Source organism: Acinetobacter sp. 24-47-39, assembly GCF_056783825.1.
Map to the genome: position 1 here is coordinate 17,505 of NZ_JBWYIP010000003.1, position 15,929 is coordinate 33,433.

The window sequence follows — 15,929 nt, forward strand, 5'->3', positions numbered from 1 at the left end:
TGAAATTATCCCTCATGTTTAAATTTTACTTGATATCATGTAAATGGATTTTCTAGGGACATCAGTATGAAACTTATCTCTTTACCTAATCAGATTCTTAAATGTGGTGCATTGGAACTTGATTTGTCAAAGCCTCATGTAATGGGTGTGTTAAATGTAACGCCAGATTCGTTTAGTGATGGTGGTAAACACAATAGTGTAGAGGCGGCACTAGAGAGAGCAAAGCAAATGATTACTGAAGGGGCGAGTGTTATTGATGTAGGTGGTGAGTCAACTCGCCCTGGCGCATCTGCTGTTGATGTTCAGGATGAAGTAGATCGTGTAGTTCCGGTCGTTGAAGCGTTGTCAAAATTGAATGTAGTGATCTCAATCGACACTTCTCAACCAGAAGTGATTAAAAAGGCGGTTAAAGCTGGAGCGCATATTTGGAATGATGTCAGAGCATTAACAAAGCCACATGCTTTAGAAACAGCTGCGGAATTAGATATTCCAGTCATTATCATGCATATGCGTGGTGAGCCAACCACAATGAACCAGTTGGATCAATATGATGATATTACTTTAGATGTGATTTTAGAATTGCAAACTCGATTAGATGCAGCATTAAATGCGGGAATTAAACCTGAAAATATCATGATTGATCCGGGTTTTGGATTTGCAAAAAATGCACATCAAAACCTGAAATTATTAAAAGAGTTGTATAAATTAAATGAGTTGGGATATCCAATACTTTCCGCATTATCTCGTAAGCGATTTATTGGTGAAGCTTTAGGTGGTGTACCTGCCCATGAACGTGCAGTGGGTTCGGTGACGGGGCATCTGTTAAGCATACAGCAAGGAGCATGTATGGTCAGAGCACATGATGTAAAAGAAATGGTGCAAGCTATACAAATTTGGACAGCAATGAATAGTGTCAGTTAAATTAAAGGGTGATTTAGGGCAGTTAAAATCATCAATGAAAATATTGGCTTAATTATACTTTGACTCAAAGTGAGAATTACTCCTCGTTTTTATTGTTGGTTTAATGTCTAGCTTGTGTTATATAAGCTCGGTTTTTGTTAATGCTATTACTTGAGCTTTAATATGTTGAATGATGTACTTCTCCCGATGTTCGACGATGAATATTATCCTGATATTCTCGTGGCTGAAATTCAGCAACTCATTGAAAAATTCTCAAAGAAGGTATCTAAGGTGAATTCCGATGCTGAGATTTATCAAATCGCCAATGATATTGTGGCGGAAATTAATGAGATGAAACCTCAGTTCGAAGATCTTGACTCTTCTCTTGATGATGCAGCAGCAGACTATATTGCTGAGGCAATGATGATGGTCGTTCAGGAAGAGGGATTCTTAGATATCGAAATGGAAGAACTTGTTTCAAATAGAGAGTGGTAAATCGCTCTCTATTTTTTTGTGTTGTTATTGTTGTGACTAAACGCTAGGCATAAAAAAACCAGCTTGCGCTGGGTTCTTTATTTACACCATTATTCTCTATTAGAAGAATGGTGCCCGAGGCCAGACTCGAACTGGCACGCTTTGAGGGCGGGGGATTTTAAATCCCCTGTGTCTACCGATTTCACCACTCGGGCATGTGCGCAATAATAGAGGACACTTTTAAGCTTGGCAAGAGAAAATCACATTAATTGCTTTCTTTTCAATCAACTTGCATTGATTAGATTAAAAATTATAACTTTGGGGGTAATGGTTTATGATATTTGGACATTAAATTGTCATCTGATTGCAATTTTAACTTCATAAATACGGTTTAAGTTCGAAGTTAAAATAACTCGCCAATTCATAAATAAAATGAAAAATAAAATCTCAAGACGCGCATTAATTAAAAACTCATTGGCTGGATTTGGTGCGATTTCACTGCCTGTTTCGATTACAGCATGTAATGGCGATGGTCAAACCAGCAATGAGCATAAAGTTGAATTTTTGCATGGAGTGGCGAGTGGAGATCCATTACAGGATCGAATAATTCTTTGGTCGCGAATAACACCTACAGATGTGACGGCAACATATGAGTTAGATTGGGAAATTGCAATTGATGAGAATTTTTCGAATATCGTGCAGATGGGGAGAATTAAGACCTCTGGTGCAAAAGACTTTTGCTTGAAAGTCGATGTGCTTAATTTGAGTGCCGATACTCGCTATTATTACCGATTTAAATATGGGCAGATACATTCTCCAATTGGTCGTACGAAGACCTTAGCAACCAAGACCAATGCGGTTAACTTTGCCGTATGCTCATGCTCAAATTATCCAGCTGGTTATTTTTATGTGTACCGTGAAATTACGAAGCAGGACGTGGATGCTGTGCTGCATCTGGGCGACTATATTTACGAATATGGCAAAGATGGGTATGCAACTGAACAAGCTGAAAAGCTTGGTAGAACACTCGATGTGGATAATCAAAACGAGATTTACCGTCTAGAAGATTATCGAAAACGTTATGCAAAATATCGAACAGATCCTGATTTACAAGCGGTTCATCAACGTCATCCATTTATTCTGATTTGGGATGATCATGAGCTGACAAATGATGCATGGCGAGCTGGTGCGCAGAATCATCAACCTGATCTAGAGGGGGATTTCGTAGTACGAAGAACAGCAGCCCTAACCGCTTATTTTGAATGGATGCCAATTCGCGAAAAAAGCAAAAATGATATTCTTCATATTTATCGTCAGTTTAATTTTGGTGATTTAGTTCAACTTAATATGCTAGATACACGTATGTTGGCACGTGATGAGCAACTGGCTTTTGCTTCATTTATGGATGGTGAAAATCTAAATGTTGAGCAATTTAGAGCGGCGTTATTGAATGAGCAGCGACAGCTAATAGGGATAGATCAGTTAAACTGGTTGGCGAATAGTCTGCAGAGCTCTCGTGCAATATGGAATGTACTGGGTCAGCAAGTATTGATGGCGAAAATGTTGGTACCTGCTGAGGTATTACAAATATTAAATGTCGCCAAAAGTGGAATGGTAGATGACAACTTTTTAATAGAAGCTCAAAAACGTCTGATGGAGTTGGTCGCGATTAAATTGCGTTATAAAAATAGTGACCCGAGCTTAACTGACGCTGAATTATTAAGAATCCTAACCGTGATTCCTTATAATTTAGACGCTTGGGATGGTTATTATGCTGAGCGTGAGCGTGTTTATGCTTTGTATGAGCAGTATCAGAAGAAAGTTGTTGTGTTGGCTGGAGATACCCATAATGCGTGGGAGTCTGCATTACATCAACAAAATGGTGAGAAGGTGGGGATTGAATTAGCAACAAGTTCAGTTTCTTCACCAGGTATGGAGAAATATCTCAATTTACCTGAGAACTTAATGCAACAATTTGAACAAGTGTTTATCCAATTGATTGATGAATTAAGCTTTTGTAATTTGAATCAACGAGGCTATTTAAAATTGAGCTTTGATTCTACGCAATTGAGTGCAGATTGGTTGTTTTTAACAGATATTCATTCACAGGAGTATCAAGTTGATCAACTGAGATTGCACTCGACCACATATGATACCAATTTGAATATAATTAAAGTAATGCAGCAAGCAAGTTGATCGTAGCGCTACATAATGCTATCGATATATTTTTCAATATCGGTATGCTTGTAGCGCATACACAATTTGTTTTCATAGTTCATCAAATGAACATAAAGTTGCGCATTTTTTTGTTTTTGTTCAATCAGTAATTGATGCTGCTTTGAGTTTTTCGATGAAAAGATTAGTTTTAAGTAAAGCTTAAAATTTTGTTTATAACTCCAGAAAGCCGCTCTACGAATTTCTTGAATGTAGTAATAGTTTTCTTTCGAAGTATTTTCTCGGAATAAATTCTCTTTATAAAATTTAACGAAACCAAAATTCATAGCGAAATAAAACAAAATTCCCTGTAAGAACCAACTTTCCATAAAAGCGATATTTAAACTTTGTAAAAGAATGAGGATGGTCAGTTTGAATGGGGTATTTTTAAGTTGCTGGTAAGTTGAGATACTACTGTGCTTGATCTGTTTGAGGATGATTGGCGTAATCAGCATAAAAAATAACATGATACACAAAACAGCACTCCCACCAGATTGAAAGCCTTCTAAAAAAATAATGTGTTGTTTAAGCAAAAGGGTTAACAAATATGAGCAAGGAAGGAAAATCATTAATGCAAGTGCAAGCGGGATCAGTTCTTTACGCTCATCTAGAATCCCTTTGGTCTTTAACTGACTATAGAGCAAGAAGTTTTTTTTAAACGCTTGAGGATATTGTTGTTTTAGTTCTTGAAGATATTGAGCAACTTGCTGATTTTGATTCATTTGAATATGAAATTCTGAAGATGAGTGATTATAGCAGATGAGTTTAAAGAAAATGCAGACATAAAAAAACCAGCTTACGCTGGGTTCTTTATTTACACCATTATTCTGTATTGGAAGAATGGTGCCCGAGGCCAGACTCGAACTGGCACGCTTTGTGGGCGGGGGATTTTAAATCCCCTGTGTCTACCGATTTCACCACTCGGGCTTAACAAGATGGAGGCGGAGGTCGGAATCGAACCGGCGTACACGGAGTTGCAGTCCGCTGCATGACCACTCTGCCACCCCGCCATGTCTTGTTGATGCGTATATTAACAAGCTCTGAAAAAAAAACAATAGTGCTTTTATTCGTATGTGCAGAAAAACAGCATATAACGGAAATTATTTAAAATATTCATGTAGAATGTGCGAAATTGATTCATATCAACACTTGGGAGATGTGCCGTGGCATTAGTTTTAGATGGTCGTGCATTGGCAAAACAAATTGAGGCTGATTTGTTAACTCGCGTAGAAGCGTTAAAAGCAAAATCAGGACGTACTCCAATTCTTGCGACGATTTTAGTAGGTGACGATGGTGCATCTGCAACTTATGTGCGTATGAAGGGTAATGCATGCCGCCGTGTTGGTATGGATTCACTTAAAGTTGAACTACCAAAAGAAACTACGACAGAACAATTGCTTGCTGAAATTGAAAAACTCAATGCAAATCCTGATGTTCACGGTATTCTTTTACAACATCCAGTACCTGCGCAAATTGATGAGCGAGCGTGTTTTGATGCGATCTCACTTGAAAAAGATGTGGATGGTGTTACTTGCCTTGGTTATGGTCGTATGGCAATGGGTGAAGCGGCTTACGGTTCTGCGACACCTGCAGGTATTATGACGATTCTGAAAGAAAACAACGTCGAAATCGCAGGTAAGCATGCGGTTGTTGTAGGTCGTTCTGCAATTTTGGGTAAACCAATGGCAGCTATGCTTCTCGAGGCGAATGCTACTGTAACGATTTGTCACTCTCGAACACAAGACCTTGCTAGCTTTGTGAAGCAAGCGGATATCATTGTGGGTGCAGTGGGTAAAGCTGAATTGATTCAAAAAGATTGGATTAAACCTGGTGCAGTAGTTGTTGATGCTGGTTTCCATCCACGTGATGGCGGTGGTGTGGGCGATATTCAACTTGTTGGTATTGAAGATATTGCTTCAGCTTACACACCAGTACCGGGTGGTGTAGGTCCAATGACAATCACAACGTTGATTCGTCAAACTGTAGAAGCGGCTGAGAAAGCACTAGGTTAATTTAATCCTCCCTAACCCTCCTTTTTCACAGTAGGGGATAAACTTCAAATCTAAAATTGAAGTGCCTTTTTTTTCTAAAGAGGGTTAGGGAAGATTCCTGAAAGATATAAATACCAATTAAAAGAATCTAAATGAGCTGTACTTTCCAATTTCCTAAAGCGCCTGAACATTTACTAAAAGCCTTACATGATGTGATTCCACATTGTGAACTTCATGCACAGCAATTGCCTGATACACCAATTTCACTTTGGCTCATTCCACCCGTTTTTCCAACCGATAAGCTAGATGATGAAGTTATTCGTCGAATTTGGAATGATACTCCATATTGGATTTTCTGTTGGGCATCAGGTTTAGCAATGTCACAATGGTTATTGGCTGAACCGCATCATGTGAAAGACAAAGTGGTTTTAGACTTTGGCGCAGGTTCAGGCGTAGTTGCGATTGCGGCGAAAATGGCTGGGGCAAAACGTGTCATTTGTTGTGACATTGATCAAGTTAGTTTGGATGCGTGTCGTGCCAATGCTGAATTGAATGATGTTGAGCTTGAATATTTGGATGACTTATATAAAGCTGAGCAAGTTGATATCTTGTTGGCGGCTGATGTGTTATATGATCAGTGCAACCGTTTCTTCTTAGATGAGTTTTTAAAATTTGCACCCGAGGTATGGGTGGCGGATAGTCGTGTGAAAAACTTTAGTCATCCGAAATATGAAAAGCTTGATGAGCGCAGTGCAACTACATGGCCAGACTTAGATGAATCACCTGAATTTAGAAATGTCAGTTTTTATAAGACACTCAATGAAGTACATTGAGTGTCCTAAGTTTAGAGTGTGCAGTTAAAGCGAACGACTTGTAAGAGACTAGGCTTAGTTTCTAAAGAAAGACGTGTATTGTAGTCTTCATTGCTGTATAGGCTTTGAGTGTTTGAGAGTCCGAATGATGTTTGTGATTGACCAATTTGAACTTGTTGAGTTTCTTGAGTTTTATAATTGGGATTAGCAATTTCATTTACACTCAAAATAGTGGTTTTGTATTGTTGAGTATGTCCTAAAACTTGTTGGCAAGTGCGTTGCAATTTGTGTTCATCAATATTTTGGTTGGCACGTGCAGAGAGGGTATACGAAATAGTGGCAGAATTCTCTGATTTATTTTCAATTTGATATCCTGTAGCTCCATTGTGCTGTCGCGGAACAGATTGACAGGCTGTAAGCATAAGGGCGATTAAACAAGAGCCAATCATTTCTATTTTTTTCATTATTCGATCCTAATAAGCTGTTTAAATCAGTATGCCATAAGTGTGACAACTTATTAGTACTAATAAACGTTACTAAATACACTTTATTCAGTTTGTTTGAAGTAAAAAAAAGGTCACCGAAGTGACCTTTTTTCTCATCATGCTTAAGCAGATTTAACCGCTTCTAAAAGCTCAGCTTGACGTTTTTTCAACGCTTCTGGTAAATGATCACCAAGTTTGTTGAATAATTCAGTGTGGCTTTCAAGTTCTTTGATCCATTGATCTTTGTCTTGAGAAGTCACAAGGTCAAATTGTTCTTTCGTAAAGTCAGAACCAGTCCAGTTCAACTGTTCGTATGTTGGAACACGACCAATTGGAGTTTCAACAGCGTCAGCACGACCTTCACAGCGATCGATAATCCACTCAAGAACACGCATGTTTTGACCGAAACCAGGCCATACAAAGTTGCCTTCAGCATCACGACGGAACCAGTTCACATTGTAAATACCAGGAAGCTTGTTACCAGCAGCTGCAGCTTTCTCGCCAACTTTCTCACCCATTTCTAACCAATGCGTGAAGTAGTCAGCCATGTTGTAGCCAGCAAATGGAAGCATCGCAAATGGATCGCGACGAACAATACCTTGTTGACCAACAGCAGCAGCAGTTGTTTCAGAGCCCATCGTTGCAGCTTTATAAACACCGTCAACCCAGTCAAATGCTTCTGAAATTAGAGGCACTGTGTCCGCACGGCGACCACCAAAGATGAACGCAGAGATTGGAACACCTGCTGGATTTTCCCAGTCAGCATCAATAGAAGGGCATTGACCAGCTGAAACTGTGAAACGCGCATTTGGATGAGCCGCTTTTTCTTCACCAGTGTGTGGTTGACCTTTCCAGTTAGTTAGGTTAGCAGGCGCTTCTTTAGAAAGACCTTCCCACCATACTTCACCGTTGTCAGTCACAGCAACGTTTGTATAGATCACGTCTTTATGAAGCGTAGCCATACAGTTCGGGTTCGTCTTCGTGTTAGTACCAGGCGCTACACCGAAGAAACCTGCTTCAGGGTTGATTGCATATAAGCGACCATCTTCACCTGGTTTGATCCAAGCAATATCGTCACCTACAGTTTCAATTTTCCAACCTTCATAACCTGCTGGTGGAATTAACATTGCAAAGTTTGTTTTACCACAAGCAGATGGGAATGCAGCTGCGATGTAGTGTTTTTCACCTTGTGGATTTGTCACACCAAGGATGAGCATGTGTTCAGCTAACCAGCCTTGTTGACGACCCATGAATGATGCGATACGTAATGCTAAGCATTTTTTACCAAGCAATGCGTTACCGCCGTAACCAGAACCGAATGACCAAATTTCACGAGTTTCTGGGTAATGCACGATGTATTTTTCTTTGTTGCAAGGCCAAGCAACGTCTTTTTGACCTTCTTCCAATGGTGCACCTACAGTGTGTACACATGGAACAAATTCGCCATCAGTACCTAGAACGTCATAAACAGCTTTACCCATGCGAGCCATTTTAGACATGCTGACTGCAACATAAGGAGAGTCAGTAAGTTCGATACCAATGTGAGCAATATGAGAACCTAAAGGACCCATAGAGAAAGGTACAACGTACAAAGTACGACCTTTCATAGAACCGTCAAATAAACCGTTTAATTTTTCACGCATAACAGCTGGAGCTTCCCAGTTGTTAGTTGCGCCAGCATCTTCTTTGTTTTCAGAGCAGATAAAAGTACGGTCTTCAACTCGAGCAACGTCAGAAGGATCAGAGTTTGCAAGATATGAACCAGGGTGCTTTTCTTGGTTAAGCGCTTGCATTGTGCCGTTAGCGATCATCAAGTCGATATAACGTTGATATTCTTCTGCGCTACCGTCACACCATTCAATTTTTGCTGGTTTTGTTAGTTTAGCAATCTCTTCCACCCAAGCAATAAGCTTAGGGTGACGAACGAATTCTGGTGCGTTCACTTGGGTCATGGTGAGGCCTATATCAAAAGTGTACAATGTGGTGTACAAATAATATCTAGATGCTGGTTTGCAGACTCTAGATTCAGTATGAAAAAAAAGTGGCTGTATTAAAGCATATTTTCATAAAAAAAATAAGACCAAAGGCTGAAATACCGCTTAAGACTTTGATGGTATTAAGTGCATGTAATCATTATATATTTTTTTTAAAAATGAATGATTTCTTTTTCATGTTTAATTTTTATGTTTAGTATTTTTAGTTAAAATATTTATATTAAACAATAGTTTGGTTGAATTTTGAGATCAATTCTCATCATCGAAAAATCAAATGAACGTCATTTAAAAATTACATAAATTGGCTTTTAATTGAGTAGTAAATAGACGAAATTTTAAAGTAATTCAATTTTTAAAGCCATAAAATGAATTCAATGCTTAAGCCTTTGTCTATGATTTTTAATGAAAAATCTGGATTTCATGCCACCAATAATGATCAAATTTATGAGCAACTCATGCGTTATTGGACAGATCTAGGTTTTGAAATACAAGTTTTTGATATTGCATCAGAAATGAGTATTCAAGCACTCATCGAAAAAGTTCATCTTCGACATTTAAATCATGATAATCAGGGGGTAATTGTGGTTGCCGGGGGAGATGGAACGTTAAATTCTGTGGCTAATTATTTATTACATCAAACCATCCCTTTGGCAATTTTACCTTTAGGCACATTCAATTATGTTGCACGGGTTTTAAATATTCCTTTAGATATTCTCGAAGCTGCAAAACTGGTGGTTGAAGGTAAGCCTAAAGCAGTGCATGTGGCAAAAATTAATGATGCTATTTATCTAAATAATGCGAGTTTGGGTCTTTATCCATTGTTTATTAAAAAAAGAGAGTTATATAACCAAAAACTAGGGCGTCTGCCATTACATGCCTATACTTCTGGCTTAGATGTGTTGATTCGTGATCGTAAAGAATTAAAGTTAGAAATTGAGGTGGATGGTGTAAATTATGCAGTTAAAACCCCTTTATTATTTTTAGGCAATAACCAACTTCAATTAAAAGAAATGAACCTCAATATCGCTAAAACGGCAGAAGAGGGTCGGGTTGCGGGAGTTGTACTTGCTCGCACGGATAAGCTGAGTATTTTTAAAACACTCATCCAACTCGTTCGTGGAAAATTAGATCAGGCAGCAGACGTATATAGTTTCAGTGCGGATCATGTGCGTATACGTTCTCATCAAAAAAAAATGACAGTAGCAATCGATGGAGAAATTATTCAACTGGATTCACCATTAGATATTCATGTTGAAAGAAATGCACTGACCTTGATGGTGCCACAATGATTTTACATTTGTCTGATTTGCATTTTGGAACTGAGCAACAAGACTGTTTAGATGCAATTGCTCACTTTGTTGCAGAACATTTGATCGAAGCTATTGTGGTCAGTGGTGATCTCACTCAAAGGGCAAGATTTTCACAGTTTTATCACTGCAAAAAATTTCTAGAAGAACTTAATGTTCCTTATATTGTGATTCCGGGTAATCACGATATTCCTTTGTTTCATTTATGGCGCAGATTTTTAAGTCCGTTTCATCGGTATAAGTTGTTTTTTGGTGAAATGGAACAGACCTTAGAGACTGAGCATTTTTATATTATAGGAATCAATACAATTCATCCTAAGTATCATACGAAAGGTCGTATTACTGAGTTTCAAATTCAGGAAATTAATCAAAAAATGAAATTGGCTCCTCAAGATAAATTAAAAATTCTGCTTACGCATCAACCTTTCTATAGTGGTGATCATGGTATAAATATGTCTAAAGATCGTCCTAAAAATACTGAAAAAGCCCTAAAGACATGGGCAAGCTCAGGGTTGAATGCAATTCTACATGGTCATTTACATGTATCTGCTGTTTATGATCTGAATAAGATTTTCCAACTTAATGCTCAACATCCAATATTGGATATTCATGCAGGTACCGCTACGTCACATCGTTTACATCATGACTTTTCTAATAGTTTTAATCTAATTGATGAAAAACTGAAGGTGCGTGAATATCGCTTTGATTCGAGATTCAAGAAATTTTATTTAGTTGCAAATCGGAATGAAGGCTAAACTATCGAAATGCCTAAAAAAAATACAAAAAATTAAATTTTTTTTCATTTTCCCCTTGAAGCAATTTTTTCCATCCCCACAAAAGTGACATCAAATAATTTTGGTGGTGATCTAAGGAAATTAAGATCACGACTATTAATCAAAAGACTTAGTCTGATGGAGTATTTTTATGAGCAACATTCGTCCATTACATGACCGTGTAGTAATTCGTCGTGTTGAAGAAGAAACAAAAACAGCTGGCGGCATTTTATTGCCAGGTTCTGCTGCAGAAAAACCTGCTCAAGGTGAAATTATTGCAGTTGGTAATGGTCAGATCACTGACAATGGCGTTCGCGCTTTAGATGTAAAAGTAGGTGACAAGGTATTGTTTGGTACTTATGCAGGAACAACTGTGAAAGTAGATGGCGAAGAACTATTAATCATGAAAGAGTCAGATATTTTAGCTGTTTTAGAAGGCTAATTGATTCTTTTTAATACTACTCATTTAATCAATCAGATTTAGTAATTTTAATAATATTCGGAGTCAAATATGTCAGCTAAAGACGTTAAGTTTGGTGATTCAGCTCGCACAAAAATGATCGCAGGTGTGAATATCCTTGCAGATGCGGTTAAAGTTACACTTGGTCCTAAAGGCCGTAACGTTGTTATCGATCGTTCATTCGGTGCGCCACACATCACTAAAGATGGTGTTTCTGTAGCGAAAGAAATAACATTAAAAGACAAGTTTGAAAACATGGGTGCTCAACTTGTTCGTGAAGTTTCTTCTAAAACAAATGACATCGCAGGTGACGGTACTACAACGGCAACTGTTTTAGCTCAAGCAATTTTGAACGAAGGGATCAAGTCAGTAACTGCGGGTATGAACCCAATGGACTTGAAACGCGGTATTGATATTGCAGTTAAAGCTGTTGTTGCAGATATTAAAGCAACGGCTAAACCAGCATCTGATTCTAAAGCGATTGAACAAGTTGGTTCGATTTCTGCGAACTCTGATACGACTGTTGGTTCACTGATCGCTCAAGCGATGGAAAAAGTGGGTAAAGAAGGTGTAATCACTGTTGAAGAAGGTTCAGGCTTTGAAGATTCTCTAGATGTTGTAGAGGGTATGCAGTTTGACCGTGGTTATATCTCTCCATACTTCGCAAACAAACAAGATACATTGACTGCTGAATTGGAAAACCCATTTATCCTTCTTGTTGATAAGAAAGTAAGCAACATTCGTGAGTTGATTACTGTTCTTGAGGCAGTTGCGAAAACAGGTAAACCACTTCTTATCATCGCTGAAGATGTCGAAGGTGAGGCACTTGCAACGCTTGTTGTAAACAACATGCGTGGCATCATCAAAGTATGTGCTGTTAAAGCACCAGGCTTCGGTGATCGTCGTAAAGCAATGCTTCAAGATATCGCGATCTTAACTGGTGGTACTGTGATTTCTGAAGAAATCGGTATGCAGTTAGATCAAACAACACTTGAACATTTAGGTACTGCACACAAAGTGACTGTATCTAAAGAAAACACAGTGATTGTTGATGGTGCAGGCGATGCGAATCAAATTGCTGAGCGTGTTCAACAAATTCGTGCGCAAATCGAAGAATCAACTTCAGAATACGACAAAGAAAAACTTCAAGAGCGTGTTGCTAAATTAGCTGGCGGTGTAGCAGTGATTAAAATCGGTGCTGCAACTGAAGTTGAAATGAAAGAGAAGAAAGATCGTGTAGACGATGCTCTTCATGCAACTCGTGCTGCTGTTGAAGAAGGTGTTGTTGCGGGTGGTGGTGTTGCATTAGTACGTGCAGCTAAAGCACTGGATGGTGTAACGGGTATTAACGATGATCAAAACGTAGGTATCAACATCCTTCGTCGTGCGATTGAAGCGCCACTTCGTCAAATCGTATCTAATGCAGGTGACGAACCATCTGTAGTGATCAATGCAGTTAAAAATGGCGAAGGCAACTTTGGTTATAACGCTGCGACTGGTGAATATGGCGATATGCTAGAGATGGGTATCCTTGATCCAGCGAAAGTAACTCGTTCTGCTCTTGAACATGCTGCATCTGTTGCGGGCTTAATGTTAACAACTGAGTGCATGATTACAGAGATCCCAGAAGATAAACCAGCTATGCCTGACATGGGCGGTATGGGTGGTATGGGCGGTATGATGTAATTCATCCCACAGCCTAAAAAATCCCCGCATTAAGCGGGGATTTTTTTGTCATCTGTCTGATAAATATTTGAATACTATTGTAAATATTGAATAAAAGCCTAGTAGAGCGCTAATCTAAAGGAACATTAACACCATGATTGGGGGTGATGATGTTAACTGTTCAAGAAAATCAAATCATAGAAGAAATTTATGAGGCTGCCTTAAAGCCACATCACTGGGAAAATGTTTTAAAACAGGTCGTGGAATTTACACAGAGTTCAACGGCGATCTTTACTTACTTTGATCAGCTTCGGCCCGAACAAAATTTTATTTACACCATTAATATCCCGATTGATGGAATTCAAAATTATCAAACGTATAACTTAGATGTCGTAGACATGCGTATTCATGGTGAGTTAATGAATATCTATGGATTAGAGCATGCCTATCAAATTGATTGTCGATCATATGCTGAAACAGATAATGGGGATTTGAAAAGCTTTTATGAATATTGTTTAGTTCCTTCAAACATCTGTTATCTCAGTGGGGTATTGCTAGAGTATGGAAAATATAAATGGGGCGTACTTGCGGTACATCGACCATCAGATGCAGTTGCTTATGATGCTGCTGAATTACAAAGTTTAGAAAGACTCGCAAAACACTTTAGAAGAGCAATTCAAATTCATCGACAAATTAAGCATCTTCAACATGATAGAAGTAATTACACCGAAATTTTAGATAAGTTGAATGTGGGTGTACTCATCATTCAATCTGATTTAGAAGTTAGATTTGTGAATCAGTATGCGAAGGATTGTTTGAATGATACGAGTATGATTGAAATAGATTTGCATAATAGATTAAAAATCATCGAACCTTATAATACTCAATTAAAGAAATTGGTGCAGAGCACATTCAAAAAGAATGAGTGTCATTCATTAGAGAGGCTTGATCAAGATCAAGTTGGGGGTGCAATGCAATTATACAGTGATGGACATCAATCATCGTACTTAATCACAGTCTCACCACTTAAGGTGCTGTCAGATTCAATGATCTTAGACAATAATCAAATTGCATTATTCTTATCAAAAATGCAGGATCAAAAACGCTTGTCTAAAACATTACTGAAGTCAACATTTCAACTGACAGCTCGAGAAATTGAAATTTGTCAGCATTTTATGGACGATCAGCATCTTGAAAATATTGCTTTGAAATGTGGGATTACGCTGAGTTCGCTGCGGACATATCTGAAAACGATTTATCAGAAGTTAGGATGCTCCTCACAAGCTGAAATGATGCGGATTTTGATCGAATTTATTGATGCTTTTCAGCACATTGAATAATCCCCCTTTAACGAAGATGTTGAAGGGGGATAAAATTAATTCATTCTGGTCAGTGTAAATGTGCCTTCATCTGCTACGGTAAAGCTTAAACTTTGAGTAGAAATTTGTAATGGTAAGCCTAAATGCGCGTCTGTATCGGATAATCCAGCACAACCATTTGTATCAATGCTGAGGGGCGTGGTAACAAAGAGCTTGTTGTCGCGTAATTGATAACGACCATACTCAATACCAGGGCCACCACAAGGTCCGTCATATGGATCTGGTTGATCATCGCCAATAGCATCTACCATAATGAAAGTGTTATTAGAATTAAATACGAAAATTTGTTTACCACTTGAGGACTGCCATGCGCCTACAATTCCACTATTATTTCGAGGAACTCGCGTAAACTCTGCACTTTCATCAAGATTATCATCATCAAAAATTTTGAGTTTAGAACCATTAAAAGATAGCCTTAATGAACGTGATTCCCCATCATCGAGAAGTCCCCAATCTTCATTGGTATCAATCGCAGGCGTAGTACTATTTATGGAAGAAGTATAAAAGCTACCACTCAAGGCATCTAGATTAATCTTGGCGTATTCCATGCCATTTGAAGAACTATTAGGCTCGTTCGGGATTGGTTCACCCAGCATATATTCGCCATTCTCTCCAATAAATAACACAATTTCAGACTCATCATTTTTTGCATACCATACGCCTTGAATGTCTTTGAGCATTGAGCCGCTAAAATGTTCTTTAGCTTGCTCTTCACTGACTACTATATTGGAGGCAATTTCAGGAATATTGATAATTTGACCTTGAAGTCGCTCTCTAAAATCACTTGTCGCATTACTGAAATCAATCGATGTTGGCGAGAGATTTGAAACATCATCTGGGATTTGTATGGTCTCTTTATCCTCATCGATATCCAATGATTGTAAAAAAATCAGCAGATTGATAATTCTCTTGTTACGTTCATCTGCATTTAAATCTTCATTCACGAGATCATTCGGTGTCACACGAGCTAAGCCTTGTACAGTACCAATTTCGATATCACCAATTTTAAATGTAATGACATCTCCATCTCGATATTCAAATTCCCCATTTGCATTGGTTTTCTTCGCATTGTCATTATTGCCATTCACGATATACGTCGCACCTGCTACTGGGCTGTCAGTCAGTATTCCTATTTTAATCTGATCATCATTTTTTGCGGATTTATCCGAACCACCACAAGCTGCTAAACAGGTACTGAGCGCTAGTGTTAGAAGAGCTTTTTTCATCATTTCCCCCAAATCATTCGTATTTTTGTACCTCGAATATAGTTTTAAAAAATTGAATATGACTATCCTCAAATTGGGAGGGGGTGATGGCATTAATGCTGCGTAATTTTAGAAGTTTTTTACTTTTGAGAAATTGCGCATATTTTATTTGAAGGATCAGATAAGCGGTTCATGATGGAGGCTTCATATTTTCTTCTTAATTCAATCAATGTTGATCGTTTCTGTTATTAGTTCTTGTTTTTTTATTCA

Annotated in this window: 14 protein-coding genes and 3 tRNA genes; 10 read left to right on the forward strand and 7 right to left on the reverse strand. The window is 38.3% G+C overall.

The window, feature by feature from the left end:
- Positions 1-66 precede the first annotated feature (66 nt).
- Both folP and AC1M9C_RS04055 read left to right on the forward strand, forming a co-directional pair.
- Positions 67-921 carry a dihydropteroate synthase gene (gene folP, locus AC1M9C_RS04050; RefSeq protein ID WP_481953258.1) on the forward strand — a complete coding sequence of 285 codons (855 nt, stop codon included), beginning with the start codon at positions 67-69 and terminating at the stop codon, positions 919-921.
- A gap of 162 nt (positions 922-1,083) precedes the next feature.
- Positions 1,084-1,395: a DUF5713 family protein gene (locus AC1M9C_RS04055; protein WP_035266912.1), complete on the forward strand. Its 312-nt coding sequence runs from the start codon at positions 1,084-1,086 to the stop codon at positions 1,393-1,395.
- 108 nt (positions 1,396-1,503) lie between these two features.
- On the opposite strand, the gene AC1M9C_RS04060 is transcribed toward AC1M9C_RS04055, so the two are convergent.
- A tRNA-Leu gene (locus AC1M9C_RS04060) sits at positions 1,504-1,589 on the reverse strand.
- Between the two features lie 217 nt (positions 1,590-1,806).
- Between AC1M9C_RS04060 and AC1M9C_RS04065 the strand changes: the two genes are divergently transcribed.
- Entirely contained in the window at positions 1,807-3,570 is a 1,764-nt protein-coding gene (locus AC1M9C_RS04065; RefSeq protein ID WP_481953259.1) for an alkaline phosphatase D family protein, read from the forward strand.
- A gap of 8 nt (positions 3,571-3,578) precedes the next feature.
- Here the strand turns inward: AC1M9C_RS04065 and AC1M9C_RS04070 are convergent, their stop codons facing one another.
- The 3 genes from AC1M9C_RS04070 to AC1M9C_RS04080 all read right to left on the reverse strand — a co-directional run bounded on the left by AC1M9C_RS04070 (position 3,579) and on the right by AC1M9C_RS04080 (position 4,598).
- A complete protein-coding gene (locus AC1M9C_RS04070) occupies positions 3,579-4,310 on the reverse strand; it encodes a hypothetical protein (protein WP_035266957.1) in 732 nt (243 codons plus the stop codon).
- A 119-nt stretch (positions 4,311-4,429) separates the two neighbouring features.
- Positions 4,430-4,515, reverse strand: a tRNA-Leu gene (locus AC1M9C_RS04075).
- 9 nt (positions 4,516-4,524) lie between these two features.
- Positions 4,525-4,598, reverse strand: a tRNA-Cys gene (locus AC1M9C_RS04080).
- 153 nt (positions 4,599-4,751) lie between these two features.
- Here AC1M9C_RS04080 and folD point away from each other — a divergent pair.
- Positions 4,752-5,600, forward strand: a complete 849-nt coding sequence (gene folD / locus AC1M9C_RS04085; RefSeq protein WP_481953260.1) for a bifunctional methylenetetrahydrofolate dehydrogenase/methenyltetrahydrofolate cyclohydrolase FolD — start codon at positions 4,752-4,754, stop codon at positions 5,598-5,600.
- Between the two features lie 131 nt (positions 5,601-5,731).
- The gene (locus AC1M9C_RS04090) at positions 5,732-6,412 is read left to right on the forward strand and encodes a class I SAM-dependent methyltransferase (protein WP_179998521.1); all 681 of its coding nucleotides are present in this window, start codon (positions 5,732-5,734) and stop codon (positions 6,410-6,412) included.
- 11 nt (positions 6,413-6,423) lie between these two features.
- On the opposite strand, the gene AC1M9C_RS04095 is transcribed toward AC1M9C_RS04090, so the two are convergent.
- Both AC1M9C_RS04095 and AC1M9C_RS04100 read right to left on the reverse strand, forming a co-directional pair.
- Complete coding sequence (locus tag AC1M9C_RS04095; protein WP_481607128.1) at positions 6,424-6,855, reverse strand: hypothetical protein; 432 nt, start codon at positions 6,853-6,855, stop codon at positions 6,424-6,426.
- A gap of 143 nt (positions 6,856-6,998) precedes the next feature.
- On the reverse strand, positions 6,999-8,828 hold the full coding sequence (locus AC1M9C_RS04100) for a phosphoenolpyruvate carboxykinase (GTP) (RefSeq protein ID WP_481953261.1): 1,830 nt from the start codon (positions 8,826-8,828) through the stop codon (positions 6,999-7,001).
- 407 nt (positions 8,829-9,235) lie between these two features.
- Here AC1M9C_RS04100 and AC1M9C_RS04105 point away from each other — a divergent pair, with 407 nt between their 5' ends.
- From AC1M9C_RS04105 to AC1M9C_RS04125, 5 genes are all read left to right on the forward strand, one after another.
- Positions 9,236-10,159 (forward strand): diacylglycerol/lipid kinase family protein, encoded by a 924-nt coding sequence (locus AC1M9C_RS04105; RefSeq protein WP_035266932.1) that lies wholly within the window; start codon positions 9,236-9,238, stop codon positions 10,157-10,159.
- Positions 10,156-10,932 (forward strand): metallophosphoesterase family protein, encoded by a 777-nt coding sequence (locus tag AC1M9C_RS04110; RefSeq protein ID WP_035266935.1) that lies wholly within the window; start codon positions 10,156-10,158, stop codon positions 10,930-10,932. Before AC1M9C_RS04105 ends, AC1M9C_RS04110 begins: the two co-directional genes overlap by 4 nt.
- A gap of 169 nt (positions 10,933-11,101) precedes the next feature.
- Positions 11,102-11,392 (forward strand): co-chaperone GroES, encoded by a 291-nt coding sequence (locus AC1M9C_RS04115; RefSeq protein ID WP_004810787.1) that lies wholly within the window; start codon positions 11,102-11,104, stop codon positions 11,390-11,392.
- A 69-nt stretch (positions 11,393-11,461) separates the two neighbouring features.
- On the forward strand, positions 11,462-13,096 hold the full coding sequence (gene groL, locus AC1M9C_RS04120; protein WP_035266940.1) for a chaperonin GroEL: 1,635 nt from the start codon (positions 11,462-11,464) through the stop codon (positions 13,094-13,096).
- Between the two features lie 149 nt (positions 13,097-13,245).
- A complete protein-coding gene (locus AC1M9C_RS04125; RefSeq protein WP_481953262.1) occupies positions 13,246-14,415 on the forward strand; it encodes a LuxR C-terminal-related transcriptional regulator in 1,170 nt (389 codons plus the stop codon).
- Between the two features lie 35 nt (positions 14,416-14,450).
- Here the strand turns inward: AC1M9C_RS04125 and AC1M9C_RS04130 are convergent, their stop codons facing one another.
- Entirely contained in the window at positions 14,451-15,680 is a 1,230-nt protein-coding gene (locus AC1M9C_RS04130; RefSeq protein ID WP_481953263.1) for a hypothetical protein, read from the reverse strand.
- Between the last annotated feature and the right edge of the window lie 249 nt (positions 15,681-15,929).

Bases quoted from the DNA above. Each gene is read 5' to 3' on its own strand.
- folP (WP_481953258.1), top strand. From the start codon at position 67: ATGAAACTTATCTCTTTACCTAATCAGATTCTTAAATGTGGTGCATTG.
- AC1M9C_RS04055 (WP_035266912.1), top strand. From the start codon at position 1,084: ATGTTGAATGATGTACTTCTCCCGATGTTCGACGATGAATATTATCCT.
- AC1M9C_RS04065 (WP_481953259.1), top strand. From the start codon at position 1,807: ATGAAAAATAAAATCTCAAGACGCGCATTAATTAAAAACTCATTGGCT.
- AC1M9C_RS04070 (WP_035266957.1), bottom strand. From the start codon at position 4,310: ATGAATCAAAATCAGCAAGTTGCTCAATATCTTCAAGAACTAAAACAA.
- AC1M9C_RS04090 (WP_179998521.1), top strand. From the start codon at position 5,732: ATGAGCTGTACTTTCCAATTTCCTAAAGCGCCTGAACATTTACTAAAA.
- AC1M9C_RS04095 (WP_481607128.1), bottom strand. From the start codon at position 6,855: ATGAAAAAAATAGAAATGATTGGCTCTTGTTTAATCGCCCTTATGCTT.
- AC1M9C_RS04100 (WP_481953261.1), bottom strand. From the start codon at position 8,828: ATGACCCAAGTGAACGCACCAGAATTCGTTCGTCACCCTAAGCTTATT.
- AC1M9C_RS04105 (WP_035266932.1), top strand. From the start codon at position 9,236: ATGAATTCAATGCTTAAGCCTTTGTCTATGATTTTTAATGAAAAATCT.
- AC1M9C_RS04110 (WP_035266935.1), top strand. From the start codon at position 10,156: ATGATTTTACATTTGTCTGATTTGCATTTTGGAACTGAGCAACAAGAC.
- AC1M9C_RS04115 (WP_004810787.1), top strand. From the start codon at position 11,102: ATGAGCAACATTCGTCCATTACATGACCGTGTAGTAATTCGTCGTGTT.
- groL (WP_035266940.1), top strand. From the start codon at position 11,462: ATGTCAGCTAAAGACGTTAAGTTTGGTGATTCAGCTCGCACAAAAATG.
- AC1M9C_RS04125 (WP_481953262.1), top strand. From the start codon at position 13,246: ATGTTAACTGTTCAAGAAAATCAAATCATAGAAGAAATTTATGAGGCT.
- AC1M9C_RS04130 (WP_481953263.1), bottom strand. From the start codon at position 15,680: ATGAAAAAAGCTCTTCTAACACTAGCGCTCAGTACCTGTTTAGCAGCT.